Source organism: Terribium retamae (assembly GCF_022347545.1).
GTDB classification, from domain to species: domain Bacteria; phylum Pseudomonadota; class Alphaproteobacteria; order Rhizobiales; family Rhizobiaceae; genus Mesorhizobium; species Mesorhizobium retamae.
Window position 1 is genome coordinate 26,086 of sequence record NZ_JAKREW010000034.1, and the last position, 14,306, is coordinate 40,391.

Here is a 14,306-nt window from a genome sequence, read left to right on the forward strand (position 1 = left end):
GAACTGTGGGAGACAGCTGCGCTCGCGTCTGGGCTCATGGCAGATTGTCCCGGACATAAATTTCGATCCGGATGGCTTCCTGATTGGCGATGACGGGCGTGTCGTCGATCCTGGCCTTCAAAAGCCGGATCGCACTGCGCACCTCATGGCCGGCGTCCTGATTGATGACCGCGTCGAAGACACCGTCGCGAAGCGCCTGCTTCGAATGCTCGGTGAGCTCGTGTGCAACCACCGTGATCTCGCGATACTCGGCCTTCGACGTCAGAACGTCGATGACGCCGCGATTGCCGGCGCCGATGCTGTAGAGACCGACGATATCGCGCTCACGGTCGAGAAGCTCAGCCAGCAACGCACGGGTCACCGCAGCATCATCCCGACCTTCGAGCACGGGCAGGCATTCCAGCCCTGGAAATTCTTCCCCGATCGCCTGCTCGAAGGCGGCGCGGCGCTCCGCGTGATCCTTCACCAGCATCGAGCCGGCGACCAGCGCCACCTTGCCGAAGCGCCGCCCGGAAAAGCGACCGATCAGGCTGGCCGCAGTTCGACCGGCGGCGATATTGTCAATGCCAACGTAGTGATCGCGATAGGGATCGGAGACATCGGAAACGAGGGTGACGACCGGGATGCCGGCCTCCCTCAACCGCGTCAAAGCCTGGCGCACGCGTTGGGATTCGGTAGCAACCAAGGCGACACCCGACACTTGCGCGACATCGATATTCTCCAGTGCCGTGGCCAGGGCATCGGCATCGAAAGTCTTCACCTTGCGGATGTCGAGATGAGTGCGGTCGAGCAAGGCATGGAGTTTTGCCTGGCCGAGTTCCTTTTCCAGCCCCAGCATGAAGCTGTTCGAGCCCTCGGGGACAATGAAGAGCAGGTTATAGACGCGCTGCTTGGCGAGGTTCGCCGCCGAGATATCGCGCACATAACCGAGCTTCATGATAGCGGCATTGACGCGCGCCACGGTCTCTGCACGCACGCCGGACCGTCTGTTGAGCACACGGTCTACGGTTGCCAAGCTGACACCCGCCTCGCCGGCTACATCATGAACTGTTGGACGCATTCCTCACTCCCGGCGCCGACCTAGCATGGAGTTTTGAGGTACGTAAAGCAGAATCTGATGTACGTATCTCATGATCGCTCACTTGCGAGTTGGCAGCGCCGGCAGGTGTTCTGTGCAAGGCTCTGTTTTCGTTGATCCTGCTATTGAAACCCAGCGGGCCCGTCCGTATATTGGGAACGTCCTGGCAACAGGACTATGGTGCTAAACCGACTGTGCAATAGGCGATCCGGACGCGGTTTCGATACCGCCACCTCCACCATAAACCGTCCTCGGCGCGACGGCTTATGATGGGGGTGAAATGGGTTCGACGGGCGTTGAAAGACAGATTGCTGTACCCGGCATTGTACCACCGTTATCGGGCTAAACTTATAGTTGCCAACGACAACTATGCGGAAGCTCGTCTCGCTGCTTAATGCGGCGCGAACGCTTCAAATCAAGCCCTAGCGGTTCGCACCTCTAGGCGGGGTCCGGAGGCACCTGGCAACAGAAGCCTCCACTTCTCCCTACATCTGTAAGCTTCGCTCCGATCGGCATCTCGAATGCCCGATGGCCGTGACGACGCGCAATTCCTCCCAAAACCTCAGCTGACAGCCCATCTGGGCTCGTTGAACCCCAACCATGGAAGGTCACGCCATGCAAAACCATACCGACCGATTCTTCGTGCTGACCGGTGGCCCGGGATCGGGTAAGACCACGCTCATCGAGGCACTGGCTGCACGGGGCTACGCTACCGCGCCCGAAGCAGGCCGTAACATTATCCGGGATCAGGTAACGATCGGTGGTTCGGCCTTGCCATGGCGCGACAAGACCTTGTTCGCGGAACTGATGCTGGCCTGGGAATTGCGCTCACATCACACCGTGTCCCAACTGGCAGGTCCGGTTTTCTTCGACCGCGGCGTGCTGGACACGCTCGCCTATCTCCGGCTGAGCGGCCTGCCGGTACCAGCACATATGGAGAAAGCAACCGAGCATTTCCGCTACAACCGTCGCGTTTTCATCGCTCCGCCGTGGCCGGAGATCTTCTCCCAGGATGCAGAGCGCAAGCAGGATCTTGACGAAGCTGAACGCACGTTCGAAGCCTTGGCCGACACCTACCCGCGCTATGGCTACGAGTTGATCACGCTTCCACGCGCGTCGGTCAAAGAACGACTAACCCTCATCCTCGAAGAGCTTGATGGATAGCGTCCGACAAGGAAGATGCGAGCCCGGCCTCGCCTCCGAGAACAATCGCGAGCCCAACTCATACGCCGAACGGAAAGGGGGGGGGGGGGGCCGCCCCCCCCCCCGGCGGGGGGGGTGGAGTAGAGGAGGCCGCGCGGGGGGCGGGGGCGGCGCCCCCCGCCCGCGCCCCCCCGCGCCCCCCCCCCCCCCCCCCCCCCCCACCCCCCCCCCCCCCCCCCCCGGCGGCCCCCCCCCCCCCCCCCCCCCTTTCCGTTCTGGAACTCTATTCCGCCGGCGCTTCGATCGGCTGACGGACGCGGCCGAGCGTGATCTGGGTCAGCGCAAAGGCAATCACGGCCGCGAGTGTTATGCCTGCAACCATGGGCAGCGGCGTCCCGTCGAAGAACAGTCCGGCGACACCCATCGCCACCGCGCCGATTGCAAAATGCAACGTACCCATCAGCGCTGAAGCAGTGCCGGCAATCGTGCCATGCTCTTCCATGGCCAGCACCGAAGTGGTCGGGATAACGAGGCCCAGGAAGCCGTAGCCCACGAACAACAGGCTCGCCATCACGTCCAGCCGATCGACACCGGAGGCCATGATCGCCAGCAACACCACCATCGCGGTGGCGTAACCGACCACGGCCACCTTCACGACCCGCTTCAATCCGAAGCGGTCGGCGAGAAGGCCAGTCATCTGCGACATGCCTATGAAAGCCACCGCATTGATCGAGAAGAACACGCTGTAGAGCGACGGTGAAAGACCATAGTGGTCGATCAGAATGAAAGACGAGCTCGCCAGATAGACGAAGAAGGACGCAATGCCGAAACCGCCAATTGCCGTGAGGCCAAGGAAGTTGCGGTCATTGAGAAGAAACCAGTAGCCCTTCAGCGCCGAGCCGAAGGAGGAACCGACGCGATCCTCGACCGGCCGCGTCTCCTTCTGCGCCGTGGCCAGAAGCACGATGGCAATCACCGCGGCTGCTGTCAGCACCCAGAAGACGGCACGCCAGCCAAGGGTTTCGATGATCAGGCTGCCGGAAAGCGGTGCCAAGATCGGCGAGACGGAGAACACCAGCATCAGCAGCGACATCAGCTTGGCAGCCTCATTGCCGGTGTGCATGTCGCGCACGACAGCCCGCGGAATGGCCATACCCGCGCTGGCGCCGAGGCCCTGCAGGAAACGGAATGCGATAAGCCACTCGATATTCGGTGCCATTGCAGAGCCGACGCCGCCGATGATGAAGAGGGCAAGGCCGACATAAAGTGGCGGCTTGCGGCCAAACATGTCCGACAACGGGCCGACCACGATCTGCCCGAAACCCATCGACAGAAAGAAGATCAAGAGGCTCATCTGCACAGCCGATGTGCTGGCGTTGAGATCAGCGCCGATCGAGGGCAGCGCCGGCAGATACATGTCGACAGCAAAAGCACCGACAGCAGACATAAGGCCGAGCAGCACCGCGGTGCGGAGAAAATGCGCGTTCATGATATGGCTCTTTCAAATTCGGTTACTGCCGCGATGCGGCGTCTAACCTAAGGACGTTCCATCCCCCGCGATGCCGACACGCGGAGGCGCCGCATCTTTAAATCTTATAGTCCAGAAAATTAGACATCCTTGTCCAAATTGTCAATCACTGCTAAATAGATTTCTATGAGCCAAACGATTGCTGCTGACAATTTCCCGCCGCGCGGCCACGAAGCCAAAAGAGTCGCGATCGTAGATGCTGCCATGTCGGTTTTCTGCCGCGAAGGTTTTGCCGGCGCCAATATCGACCTGATTGCTGCGGAAGCGGGCGTCTCGCGTCAAACCGTGTACAATCACCACGGTGACAAGGAAAAGCTGTTTGTGGCGGTCGTGCGCGAGCTCACCGAACGCTGCAATGCCGGTATTTTCGCCACCCTCGCGACCTTCCCCGACCAACCCAAGGATCTTGAGGCGGATCTGGTCGCCTATGCCGTTCGCATGAATCGCAACTGCATCTGCAGTCGTGACGGCAAATTCCTGCGCAAGCTGATCCAGACCGAGGGCGAGCGCTACCCTGAATTGTTTGCGGAATGGCGAGAGAATGGTCCGGGGACCACCCTTCCGGCACTTGCCGCACGCTTTGCACGTCTCGCCTTCGCCGGCCATCTTGCCATCGATGATCCAGACGTGACCGCTCGGCAGTTCGTCGGCCTGATCAATGCCGAATTACAGATCGAATTCATGATGGGCATCCAGCCGAGCCAGGAGGAAGTCCTGCAGTCGGCGACCAATGGGGTACGAACCTTCCTGAAGGCCTATGGCGCCCGGCAACCGGCTTCCCGTCTGCGCGAGACGTCGCTGGCTTGAGCCCGACGTCGCGAAAGCGTCACCTAAAGACGGCTTTGGTGTTGGCCACGGTGCCTGCGCCCTCTATATGCGGTTTACGAGCCCGCCAAGCTTGATTACAGCTATGCGGACGATTCAATGGAACCGCCCAGGCATATGGCCGACGACCACATTCGCTACGACATCCTGGCCCAGGAAGCTTTGCGCGGCGTCATGCGCAAAGTTCTGGCCGAAGTCGCGCGCACCGGCCTTCCGGGTAATCATCATTTCTTCATCACCTTCCTGACCGGCGCGCCCGGCGTCCGCATCTCTTCGCGCTTGCGCGAACGCTATCCCGAGCAGATGACCATCGTCATCCAATTTCAATACTGGGACCTCAAGGTTACGGAAGCCGGCTTCGAAGTCGGCCTGTCTTTTTCCGACATCCCGGAAAAGCTGGAAATCCCTTTCTCCGCCGTGCGCGGCTTCTACGATCCATCGGTGAATTTCGAACTCGAATTCGACGTCCGGACCGAGACTGCCGATGAGGAGGAAGACAAGCCGGCGCCGGAACCCGTCGCACTTGCTCCCGAAAAGAAATCCGAGTCGAAAAAGAAAGCGGCCGCCGAACCGGAGAAGCCTGCGGTCGATGAGTCAGCCTCCGGCAAGGGCGCCGAAGTCGTCTCGCTCGACGCCTTCCGCAAGAAGTAATCCGCCCGATGGCCGAGGTCGTAAATCTCCGCCAGTTCAAGAAGGGCAAGGCACGCGAGCAGCGCGCCGCGACGGCCGATCAGAACCGTGCGTTGCACGGTCGCAGCAAGAGCGAAAAGCAGCGCGATAAGATGCTGGCTGAAAAAGCCGAACGCCGTATCGAAGGCCACCGCCGCGAGACGGCTTCTGACAGCTCACACAAGAACTAAGAGCGCGTGAGCCTCGTCGAGAAACGCTCCGTCACGATTCGCGGTCACCGCACGTCCTACTCGCTCGAAAAACCATTTTCAGACGAACTTGCCGCTATAGCCGAAAGCCGAGGACTCACCGTCGCGGCCCTCGTGGCCGAGATAGACGAGCGGCGTCCACGCGAGGCCAACCTGTCATCGGCGCTTCGGCTTTACGTGTTGGAGTGGGTGAAGCGGGAAGCAGGCCAAATCACACGATAAGCGTGCTTCATCATCCGATGCGTTTGGCCATCATGACTTCATCGATTTCCTTGCCTTCATGGATCAATCCAGCCGGCAGACGGCCGATCTTGGCAAAGCCTTCGCGTGCATAAAAGCGCTGTGCTGCAGGGTTCTCCGTGCTGACGGTGAGTTCCAGCTGCAGGATGCCGGCGTCAAGCGCATGTTCAGTCAGCCGATCCAGCAATGCCTTGGCGGTACCTGCACCGCGTTCGCTCGCTCGCACATAGACCATGACGATCGTGGCACGATGGTGCGATTTCGCCGATTGTTCACGCAACAGGCCCATCAAGCCGACCGGCTCATCCTCGCGAAAGGCAATGAAAACAGCGCCGTTCGTGACACGCCCCAGCCAGTCTTCGTCCGATAAAGCTTCCCAATCTTCGACGCGGCTCGCAAAAGCAGCCGGCTCCAGGCGCAGCGCCTCCAGCCGTATGTGTTTGAAGGCACCAACGTCGTCGGGGCCAGCCAATCGCACCTTTGCAATGTCCATGCTTTGCCCTTTCGGCTGTCAAGCGCATGCCAACTGTGATCCGAAGGACGACCTCGGTGCGGTTTGTCTATTGCAACGTTTTCAGGAAATCCTGAATCGAAAAGGGCTCAAGCTTGCGCGCCGGCGCGCTTGGTGCAGCAGGTGATGGCGGTGCTGACTGGCGTTCGGCATCCAGCTTCGCCTTTTCCTCCTGTGCCGCGCGGATCGCCGCTTCGGCCTTGCGCCGCTCTGCCTCGGCAGCTTCCGCAATCGCCTTTTCCGCGCGTTCTCTCTCTTCGGCCTCAACCTTGGCTTTTGCTTCGGCCGCGGCCTTCGCTTCGGCTTCCGCCCTCAGCCGTGCCTCTTCCTCGGCTCTTTGTTTTTCCTGCTCGATGCGGCGCCTTTCTTCCTCCGCACGGTCCCGTTCTTCCTGCAGAGCAGCGTAGTATCGCGCTTCGCGCCTCAACCGTTGCTTTTCCAGAAGCACCGCTTGCATGGCCTCTACCCGCTGCTGCTCTTTTTCCAGCGCACGCTGGGTGAGGAACTGCGCCAGCGGCGCGCTGTCGAAAGTGCGTATCGGGGACTCGATCGGTCCATCGACGCTATAATTCAGCGCCGGCTCCGAGCCGACCAGCGCTTCGTCACCCGCCTTATAGGCGACGGTACCCCGTGCAGAGACTGTGCCGGCGACAAGATCGGCGGAAACATCCGCCGACAAGGAAGACGTCGGCGTCTCAAAGCTTACCGGAGGCGCGCGCAGCACCCCGCCAGCCAATGTAAAGGCGATGTCGGCGTCGCGCACGAAGAAGGCCCCCTGCCCCGCGATCTCAGGCGCGAATGCTGCGGTTCGCGGTGCATCGATATCGCGGCCGATGGCATCCGCCTTGGCAAGCAGCATCGGCAACGCGTCAGCGTTGAGATTGGTGACGGTGACGCCCTTGAGCGAAGCGGTTCCCGAACCAGCGAGCGAAGCCACCATTGCGTCGATCGACTTGCCGCTCGTGGTCACGCTGGCGCTAAACGTACCCACACCCGAAAGACCGGAAGCAGGCAGGAGCTTCAAAAGATCCACGCCGGTCAGCGTCGCCTGTCCGCTGAGCAGACCGGTGCCCTCATTGTTCTTCAGATCGAACAGCCCGGTGATTTCACCGCCAAACAGCTTCGCCTTCAGCTTGGAAATGGCAAGCCCTTCATCCTCGAGTTTCAGCGACAGCATCGCATCGTCCGCCGCGATCAACGGACCAGCGAACAATTTCACCACGGCCAGTTCCAGATCGGCTGTCAGTTGCTGGGCCGGCTTGGCGGCAAACGGCATCTTCGGCCAATTGGTGCCGTCACCGGCCAGCGCTTCGTTACCGAACAACATTGCTGCAACCGGTTCGAGGTCGAGCGTGTTCAGCGCCAGCTGCCCGCTCAGATGCGGCTTGGCGGCATCGAATTCAGCCGTCACCTCCCCAGACAGGGATGTGCCTGCAGCACTTCCCTTGAGCCCTGACAGCGCAATCCGTCCCTGGCTGTAATTTGCTTCAGCCGCAAGCGCGACCGGAGCTCCCATGCCCATACCCGGAACCGCGACACCGGTCGTCATCAGCCAGGGTTCGATATCAGCAGCATCGAGCGCCACTTTGCCCTTGGCCGCAAGCCCTTGCGGCGTGTCGGTGACGGTTCCATCGAAGCGCGCCCGCAGATCGGGGCCCCAGAGATTGAAGGCTGTCGCGGCACCTTCGGCAAGAGTACCTCTCGCCGTCACATCGGTCGTCGCTTCGCCGACCATACCCAGCGGCAGCGCCGGCAGGCCATAAAGCGCCAGAAGCGCTGCGGCATCCGGGTTCTTGGCATCGAAAGTCAGCGAGAACGGAGCCTTCGATACGTCGCCAGGCTGGCCATGAGCCGACAATGAAACAGACATTGCCGATCCGCCGACAGCACCTTTGCCGGACAACGCCAATCCCGTGGTGCCGTCTCCATTCTCGGCCGCGCTCATCACCACGTCGAGGCGCGTATCCTTGTAAAGCCCTGGATAAGCCTTGCCGCGCTCGGACAAGGCCGCAAAAAGCCGATTGCCGGGGAAACGGGCGGCGGCGGCATCGACAAGTGGTGCCAGATCCGGCGCTAGGAGCGAAGCGTCGAGGCTACCGGTTGGCCCCTTGGGAAAATCCTTCATTCGGCCGGTGGCGCTGACCGATGCGCCCGCGAGCCCGCCGATCGACAGTTTGTCGATTTCCAGCATGCCGGCCCGCAACCGCAAAGCAGTGTCCAGCTTCTCGGCCGAAAAGCCCCAGGCATCGACTGGACCAGCCTTGATCTTGGCGTCCAGGTCGGCATCGGCGAAGCGGTTTGCCCCCTTGTCCGACACAAAGAGCGAAGCAAAGGCGGTCAGCCCCTCCACGTCGAGCGCCCCGCCCTCCAGCCTTGTCACGACGGCCGGCTTGCCGTCCGCAGGCTGGCTCGCGTCGAGGCTGCCGCGGAAGCTCGCCTTACCCAGCACCAGTTCGAGGTCGTCGAATTTCTGCCGGGCATCGGTCAGATCGACCTGCGCGCGGAAGCCTGCCGCCGGAAGACGCCGGATCGCTTCATCCACGTCCCGGGACAGCCAGGCGGCAAAGCCCGACGGCTGTGCAATGGCGAGCAGCAGCGAACCGGTAAAGCGCACCTTGCCCTCGATATCGAGCCGTCCGTCTGCCTCCAGCGTCGTGCGGCCGGGTAAGGTCGCAGCCAGCGATTTTACCGTCCAACCGCCCGCTGCGGGTTCCGCGGAAATCGCGATGTCGCGAATGGTCGTGTCGCCTGCTACCACGGCCGGCAGTTTCACCTCGACGGAACCCGGCATCGTGGGCTTGGGCAGCGCCAGAAGCACTCGCTCAAGCGCCGCGACGCGCTTCGGCAGCGCTGCCGTTCCGCTCGTGCCGGGTGTTTCCTCGAATTGAACCTGCGCGCCACTCGCCTCGATGGCAAAACGCGGGTCGGCTCCAAGGTCGATCGAAGCCTTGCCGTCAGCACCATAGGGGTTGTCGAGAGGCCCCGTCTCGATACGGAATTCGTCAACGGCCAGCCTGCGGTGATCGAGCTGGAACCTGCCGTTCAACCGATAAGTGGGGGCCGCCTTGGCACCTGGGCCTGAAGATCCGTCAATCGCCTTCGCCGTTGCCCCCTGCAGGGGTGCATTGTCGCCCAGGAGTCGAAACTGACCTGAATAAAGCGCTCGTCCGTTGTCGACACCGGCATTGCCGTCGGCCTCGACCGACAGCGGATATCCATTGGGATCGGCCTTGATCCGAAGCGCGATCTTCCCGGCTCCATCGGCCTTGCCGGTTGTCACCGAAAGACGCGTCGTGATGCTATCGGCCTTCAACGAACCCTCAGCACGCCATGGCCCTGCCAGCGATTTCGCCGACACTGTCGCGTTGATGTCGGACAGCACGGTGACACGGCCGCTGGCCTCCTGGCGCAGTTCCACCACCCCGTCGGTCACAGTCAGCTTCTCGATCGCCACCTGGGCCGGATCGAAGGGGGAGGACGACCTGACCGCCCAATTCATCTTGCCGTCGGCGGCAATGTCGATCGCTGCTTTCGGCTTCACCAGCCGCATATCGAAAATCAGCACCTCGCCGCGCAGGAACGGGGCAAGTTCGGCATCCATCGAGAAGGTCTCGACGGTCATCGCAGGTTCGCCACCTTCACCACCGGCGACCGAAACGTCGGTGAACGTCACAGACGGAAACGGCAGAAGCCGTGCGGTTGCACTACCCTTAACCGTTACTTTGCGCCCCAGAATGGTACTTGCTTCCCGTTCGAAGTCGGCACGATAACCGGTCCAATCGATGAACGGGGGCACAACCAGCGCCGCGAGCAGCGCCAGCACCAACAGACCACCGAAAATCACGAACAGGCGGGCGAGCATTACCCTGAAACCGTTGGGTTGAGATGTGCCCGCAATCTAGCGGCAATACTGCGTTGATAAAGTGGCATCTCTCAATCCGTTACATTTGTCGGTGCATTCGTGAATTCCGTCGATCGAAAATTGCCAGAATCCGATAGGGATAGTCGCCTTTGATACCATTCTGCGGCACCCTGTGCGGCAGAGGCGTTTCATAAAATGAGCACGTACGAAAGAGACCGCACTGTGATCAAAATTGCCGCCGCCTCACTGATTGGTCTTGCAGCTCTGTTGGGTGTTTCCACCCTACCGGCCAATGCCGGACGCACGGTGACATGCTCCTCCGATGATGACCAGTACAACGAATGCCAGGCCGATTTCCGTTCCGCCGTCATTGTGCGGCAGAAGTCGAACAGCCCCTGTATCCGCAATCGCACCTGGGGCTACGACCGCGGCTCCGGTACCATCTGGGTCGATCGTGGTTGCCGCGCCGTTTTCGGCGAAGGTTCGCCCGGCCGCCGCGCGGTGCGCCGCTACTACGACGATCCGTTCGGTCCGCCGATAGCCGAGCCTCGCCGCTATGACCCATACTACGATCGCCGCTACCGTGACCGCAGCGACGATTGCTTCTACAACGGCGACTGCTGATCCGAATTGAAAGGAAGCGGAACGGCTCTGTCGTTTCGCGGCCTTTCGCAGCTACGCCGGCAATATCTTCCCTGGATTCATGATGTTGTCGGGATCGAGCGCGCGCTTGATCTGACGCATCAGTTCAACACCATGGCCATGCTCGGCCTTGAGGAACCCGACCTTGCCCTGGCCGATGCCATGCTCGCCGGTGCAGGTGCCTTCCATGGCTATTGCGCGCATGTTGAGTCGAGCGACGAACCGCTCGACCAGCGCCACCTCGCCGGCGTCCTCTGGATCCATCAGTGCCAGTACGTGAAAATTGCCGTCGCCGGCATGGCCGACGATCGGCGCGATCAGCCCCATTTCGGCGATGTCCGCTTCGGTCGCCGCCACGCATTCCGCCAGCCGCGAGATCGGCACGCAGACATCCGTCGACAGCCCCTTGGCGCCGGGACGGAGCGTCAGCGACGCCCAGTAGGCATCATGACGCGCTTTCCAGAGTTTGCTGCGCTCCTCGGCGACCGATGTCCAAAGGAACGGCCCACCGCCGTTCTCTTCCGCAATCATGCCGAAGGTCTCGGCCTGTTCGGCTACGCCGGCATCACTGCCGTGAAATTCCAGGAAAAGACACGGGCTCTCGGGATAGTCCAGCTTGGAATAGGTTTTCATAGCTCGCATCTGCAACGCATTGACCAATTCGATGCGAGCGACCGGAATACCCATCTGGATGGTCTGGATCACCGCTTGGGATGCTGCCTCCAGCGTTGGGAACGGGCAGACGCCCCCCGAGATCGCCTGCGGAATGCCCTGCAGCTTGAGCGTCAGCTCGGTGATGATCCCAAGTGTGCCCTCCGACCCGACCAGAAGCCGAGTGAGATCATAGCCAGCCGAACTTTTCCTGGCCCGCTGGCCGGTCGTCACGGTTTCGCCATCCGCCATGACCGCCGTTAGCGACAAAACATTCTCGCGCATCGTACCGTACCGCACGGCATTGGTGCCCGATGCGCGCGTCGCCGCCATGCCGCCGAGAGTGGCATTGGCACCGGGATCAATCGGAAAAAACAGACCGGTATCGCGCAGATGCTGGTTGAGCTGTTCGCGTGTCACGCCGGGTTCCACCCGGCAATCGAGGTCTTCGGCATTCACCGCCAGGATCCGGCTCATGCGCGAAAGATCGACGGAGATGCCGCCGCCCGGAGCATTGACGTGACCCTCCAGCGATGTGCCGACGCCGAAGGCGATGACCGGAACGCGATGTGCGGCACAGGCTCGCACCACCGATCGCACTTCTTCGGTCGTCTCGCAGAAGGCGACACCATCGGGCGCCTGGGTGGGGATATAGGTGGTGGTGTGGGCGTGCTGTTCGCGGATCGCCTGCCCGGTCTGGAATCGTTCGCCGAGCTGCTGTTTCAGAATTCCGAGGACGGCTGCGATGCCGTCCTCATTGCGTTCGACCGTCACGAGGTCGCTTAGAGCCATGCTTTCCTCCGCGATTGGACCATCGCGGCCCTTGTTCTCGAATTACAGCTGCTTAAAGCATGTTGCGCAAAAGTGTGCAGCGGTTTTGCGATTACGACATGCGCGAACAAAGATCTGCTTACTTGCTTTGCCTGGTAGATCGAATCCGACATTGGATCCACAGCACGCCTTAATTGCATTGTCCGGTAGTGCCAGAGGAAACACCGCAATGACCATCCCCGCCCCTTTTGTCTCGCGCGTCATGGAAATCGAAAAGGACTGGATCGACTACAACGGTCATCTCAACATGGCCTATTACAACGTGCTGTTCGATCGCTGCTCGGACGATGCTTTCGAGCTGATGGGCATGGGGCCGAACTATGCACGCGACCGCAAGCTCACCATCTACACGGCCGAAGTGCATGTCTGCTACGTGCAGGAACTGCATCTCGACCACAAGGTGATCTCAACCTTCCAGCTTCTCGACCATGACGAGAAGCGGCTGCGCGTCTACCAGGAAATCCGCCATGTCGATGGCTGGCTGGCGGCGACATCGGAATCGCTTTCCCTGCACGTCGACATGGCTGGACCCAAGGTCGCTCCTTTCCCACCGGATGTGCTGGCCAAGGTGGAAGCCATGCGCACTGCCCATGCGGGCCTGCCCATGCCGGAACGCGCCGGCCGTTCGATCGGCATCCGCCGTAAAGCCGGTTGAGTCGACGCGTTAACCTTAATCAATACTGAACGGGGAGAACCCATTTGAAGCCGTTGAGCGAATCGGCGGCACACCGGAGAACGTTGCCTCAGGGGTGGACAGGAAGCCTTGGAGAAGGCCGGCGGAAATCTGGTCAAACTGCGCATGAAAATAGATATCGAGGCTCTCTCGGAAAAACTGGCTGCCGATCCACGCATCAGCGACTACGACTTCTGGCGCTCGCTGAAGAACCTCAACAATGAAATCTTCCAGATCGCCAACTCGAACGAGCCGATCCCCTTCGATATGCTGCGCTGGCGTGCAGTCATAAAGCAGGCGCGGTCCAAGCGCGGCCCCCACCTGACAACGTAAGCGGGTTCAGGCCAGGTCGCGTAAGCCGATAATGTCTCGGATTTTGACCGATCGCGCAGCCTGTGCCGCGCAATCGATCACGCAAGCGCCAATGTCGACAAAAGCGCGAGCAGGAACGAAGCCGCCACCATGGCGGCATAGGCACGCGGCAGGTCGAACAGGATCATATGGCCGGCGATCCACGCGGTACCGGCTGCGCCCAGCGCATAGAGGAAACCATTGCGATGGCCATAGACCAGATTGGCAGCCATCAGGCCGCCGATGATGAGCGCACCGAACACAACGATCACGGCAATGGCTGCCTTGTCGAAATTGTCGTCCACCGTGGTTGGGGGTCCTTTGGGTTCGAACGGTTCTTGCATGGCCTCGCCTTAAGTGGTTGGCGCGGACAGACTTAACCGACCGCACCAAAGGAGCAAAGACTAAACTCGTCTGCCACGACGATAACAAGGCACCAGTGTGGATTTCAGGAAACGCCGGCGGAAAATATTCGCGGCCGGCACCGCCCCCACCGGCTCAACCGCCTTCGACGATCTCCATGAAGCGGATGCGATTGCCGAACGGATCGATCACCTCGACCTCCAGCCTGTCCTCCACCGTTTCAAGGCCTGGTTTCATGTAGCGATAGTTCTTCCCCGCCAGTTCGCGCTGGAGAGCCTCAATTCCGTTCATATAGACGACCATGTTGCCGCCCGGGCTGGCATCGCCCGAGTGTTCGGACAGATGCAGCCTGAGGCCAGCCCGCGACACTTGGGTATAGAGCGGAAAATTGTCGCCGTAGCGGTGCTCCCAATCGATGCCGAAGCCGAGAAAGCCGAGGTAGAACTCATGCGCCTTGACCACGTCGAAGATGCGCACGATCGGCACTGCCTGCTCGAAGGCAATTTCGTTGCCAGCCTTGGCAGCAGATCCCCTACTCTCGCCGCGTTCGATCCGGGCGGACAGCATGTTCCACGTCTCAAGTCCGAATTGCCGTGCGACGATCTCCAGCGCTTCGGACTGGGAAATCTCGATGTTCTTGTCGGCAAGCGCTTCGCGCATGGCTTTTGCCATGGCCTTGGCATCCAGGAATGTACGCATGCTCTGCGATCCTTCTCATTGGGACGAAAAG

At 60.9% G+C, this 14,306-nt stretch carries 15 protein-coding genes and 1 other RNA gene; 9 read left to right on the forward strand and 7 right to left on the reverse strand.

From position 1 onward, the window contains the following. Positions 1–34: 34 nt before the first annotated feature. Positions 35–1,060 (reverse strand): LacI family DNA-binding transcriptional regulator, encoded by a 1,026-nt coding sequence (locus tag L4923_RS24040; protein WP_239369637.1) that lies wholly within the window; start codon positions 1,058–1,060, stop codon positions 35–37. A 139-nt stretch (positions 1,061–1,199) separates the two neighbouring features. Here L4923_RS24040 and ssrA point away from each other — a divergent pair. Next, positions 1,200–1,558: a transfer-messenger RNA gene (ssrA, locus tag L4923_RS24045) on the forward strand. Between the two features lie 135 nt (positions 1,559–1,693). Then, a complete protein-coding gene (locus L4923_RS24050; protein WP_239369638.1) occupies positions 1,694–2,242 on the forward strand; it encodes an AAA family ATPase in 549 nt (182 codons plus the stop codon). Positions 2,243–2,504: 262 nt separating this feature from the next. Here L4923_RS24050 and L4923_RS24055 read toward each other — a convergent pair whose 3' ends face one another. Further along, positions 2,505–3,710 (reverse strand): multidrug effflux MFS transporter, encoded by a 1,206-nt coding sequence (locus L4923_RS24055; RefSeq protein WP_239369639.1) that lies wholly within the window; start codon positions 3,708–3,710, stop codon positions 2,505–2,507. A 165-nt stretch (positions 3,711–3,875) separates the two neighbouring features. On the opposite strand from L4923_RS24055, the gene L4923_RS24060 reads away from it, so the two are divergent. The 4 genes from L4923_RS24060 to L4923_RS24075 all read left to right on the forward strand — a co-directional run bounded on the left by L4923_RS24060 (position 3,876) and on the right by L4923_RS24075 (position 5,674). Continuing rightward, positions 3,876–4,556, forward strand: a complete 681-nt coding sequence (locus tag L4923_RS24060) for a TetR/AcrR family transcriptional regulator (protein WP_239369640.1) — start codon at positions 3,876–3,878, stop codon at positions 4,554–4,556. 135 nt (positions 4,557–4,691) lie between these two features. Continuing rightward, entirely contained in the window at positions 4,692–5,225 is a 534-nt protein-coding gene (locus L4923_RS24065) for an SspB family protein (RefSeq protein ID WP_239369666.1), read from the forward strand. Positions 5,226–5,233: 8 nt separating this feature from the next. Further along, positions 5,234–5,434: a DUF4169 family protein gene (locus L4923_RS24070; RefSeq protein WP_239369641.1), complete on the forward strand. Its 201-nt coding sequence runs from the start codon at positions 5,234–5,236 to the stop codon at positions 5,432–5,434. 6 nt (positions 5,435–5,440) lie between these two features. Continuing rightward, positions 5,441–5,674 carry a ribbon-helix-helix domain-containing protein gene (locus L4923_RS24075; protein ID WP_239369642.1) on the forward strand — a complete coding sequence of 78 codons (234 nt, stop codon included), beginning with the start codon at positions 5,441–5,443 and terminating at the stop codon, positions 5,672–5,674. A gap of 10 nt (positions 5,675–5,684) precedes the next feature. Here the strand turns inward: L4923_RS24075 and L4923_RS24080 are convergent, their stop codons facing one another. Further along, positions 5,685–6,185, reverse strand: coding sequence for a GNAT family N-acetyltransferase (locus tag L4923_RS24080; protein WP_239369643.1), 501 nt, complete (start codon positions 6,183–6,185; stop codon positions 5,685–5,687). Positions 6,186–6,252: 67 nt separating this feature from the next. Beyond that, positions 6,253–10,065 (reverse strand): AsmA family protein, encoded by a 3,813-nt coding sequence (locus L4923_RS24085; RefSeq protein ID WP_239369644.1) that lies wholly within the window; start codon positions 10,063–10,065, stop codon positions 6,253–6,255. Positions 10,066–10,260: 195 nt separating this feature from the next. Between L4923_RS24085 and L4923_RS24090 the strand changes: the two genes are divergently transcribed. Continuing rightward, positions 10,261–10,689, forward strand: coding sequence for a DUF3011 domain-containing protein (locus tag L4923_RS24090; RefSeq protein WP_239369645.1), 429 nt, complete (start codon positions 10,261–10,263; stop codon positions 10,687–10,689). 51 nt (positions 10,690–10,740) lie between these two features. Here L4923_RS24090 and L4923_RS24095 read toward each other — a convergent pair whose 3' ends face one another. Continuing rightward, positions 10,741–12,150, reverse strand: coding sequence for an FAD-binding oxidoreductase (locus L4923_RS24095; RefSeq protein ID WP_239369646.1), 1,410 nt, complete (start codon positions 12,148–12,150; stop codon positions 10,741–10,743). A gap of 208 nt (positions 12,151–12,358) precedes the next feature. On the opposite strand from L4923_RS24095, the gene L4923_RS24100 reads away from it, so the two are divergent. Then, positions 12,359–12,844 (forward strand): thioesterase family protein, encoded by a 486-nt coding sequence (locus tag L4923_RS24100; protein WP_239369647.1) that lies wholly within the window; start codon positions 12,359–12,361, stop codon positions 12,842–12,844. Positions 12,845–12,988: 144 nt separating this feature from the next. Next, positions 12,989–13,195: a hypothetical protein gene (locus tag L4923_RS24105; RefSeq protein ID WP_343304038.1), complete on the forward strand. Its 207-nt coding sequence runs from the start codon at positions 12,989–12,991 to the stop codon at positions 13,193–13,195. Between the two features lie 77 nt (positions 13,196–13,272). Here the strand turns inward: L4923_RS24105 and L4923_RS24110 are convergent, their stop codons facing one another. Then, positions 13,273–13,557: a hypothetical protein gene (locus L4923_RS24110; protein ID WP_239369649.1), complete on the reverse strand. Its 285-nt coding sequence runs from the start codon at positions 13,555–13,557 to the stop codon at positions 13,273–13,275. Positions 13,558–13,711: 154 nt separating this feature from the next. Continuing rightward, positions 13,712–14,275, reverse strand: a complete 564-nt coding sequence (locus L4923_RS24115) for a glyoxalase superfamily protein (RefSeq protein WP_239369650.1) — start codon at positions 14,273–14,275, stop codon at positions 13,712–13,714. Between the last annotated feature and the right edge of the window lie 31 nt (positions 14,276–14,306).

What these genes read in the sequence shown, in the direction of transcription:
- L4923_RS24040 (WP_239369637.1), bottom strand. Translation starts at nt 1,060, where the DNA reads ATGCGTCCAACAGTTCATGATGTAGCCGGCGAGGCGGGTGTCAGCTTG.
- L4923_RS24050 (WP_239369638.1), top strand. Translation starts at nt 1,694, where the DNA reads ATGCAAAACCATACCGACCGATTCTTCGTGCTGACCGGTGGCCCGGGA.
- L4923_RS24055 (WP_239369639.1), bottom strand. Translation starts at nt 3,710, where the DNA reads ATGAACGCGCATTTTCTCCGCACCGCGGTGCTGCTCGGCCTTATGTCT.
- L4923_RS24060 (WP_239369640.1), top strand. Translation starts at nt 3,876, where the DNA reads ATGAGCCAAACGATTGCTGCTGACAATTTCCCGCCGCGCGGCCACGAA.
- L4923_RS24065 (WP_239369666.1), top strand. Translation starts at nt 4,692, where the DNA reads ATGGCCGACGACCACATTCGCTACGACATCCTGGCCCAGGAAGCTTTG.
- L4923_RS24070 (WP_239369641.1), top strand. Translation starts at nt 5,234, where the DNA reads ATGGCCGAGGTCGTAAATCTCCGCCAGTTCAAGAAGGGCAAGGCACGC.
- L4923_RS24080 (WP_239369643.1), bottom strand. Translation starts at nt 6,185, where the DNA reads ATGGACATTGCAAAGGTGCGATTGGCTGGCCCCGACGACGTTGGTGCC.
- L4923_RS24085 (WP_239369644.1), bottom strand. Translation starts at nt 10,065, where the DNA reads ATGCTCGCCCGCCTGTTCGTGATTTTCGGTGGTCTGTTGGTGCTGGCG.
- L4923_RS24090 (WP_239369645.1), top strand. Translation starts at nt 10,261, where the DNA reads ATGAGCACGTACGAAAGAGACCGCACTGTGATCAAAATTGCCGCCGCC.
- L4923_RS24095 (WP_239369646.1), bottom strand. Translation starts at nt 12,150, where the DNA reads ATGGCTCTAAGCGACCTCGTGACGGTCGAACGCAATGAGGACGGCATC.
- L4923_RS24100 (WP_239369647.1), top strand. Translation starts at nt 12,359, where the DNA reads ATGACCATCCCCGCCCCTTTTGTCTCGCGCGTCATGGAAATCGAAAAG.
- L4923_RS24105 (WP_343304038.1), top strand. Translation starts at nt 12,989, where the DNA reads ATGAAAATAGATATCGAGGCTCTCTCGGAAAAACTGGCTGCCGATCCA.
- L4923_RS24110 (WP_239369649.1), bottom strand. Translation starts at nt 13,557, where the DNA reads ATGCAAGAACCGTTCGAACCCAAAGGACCCCCAACCACGGTGGACGAC.
- L4923_RS24115 (WP_239369650.1), bottom strand. Translation starts at nt 14,275, where the DNA reads ATGCGTACATTCCTGGATGCCAAGGCCATGGCAAAAGCCATGCGCGAA.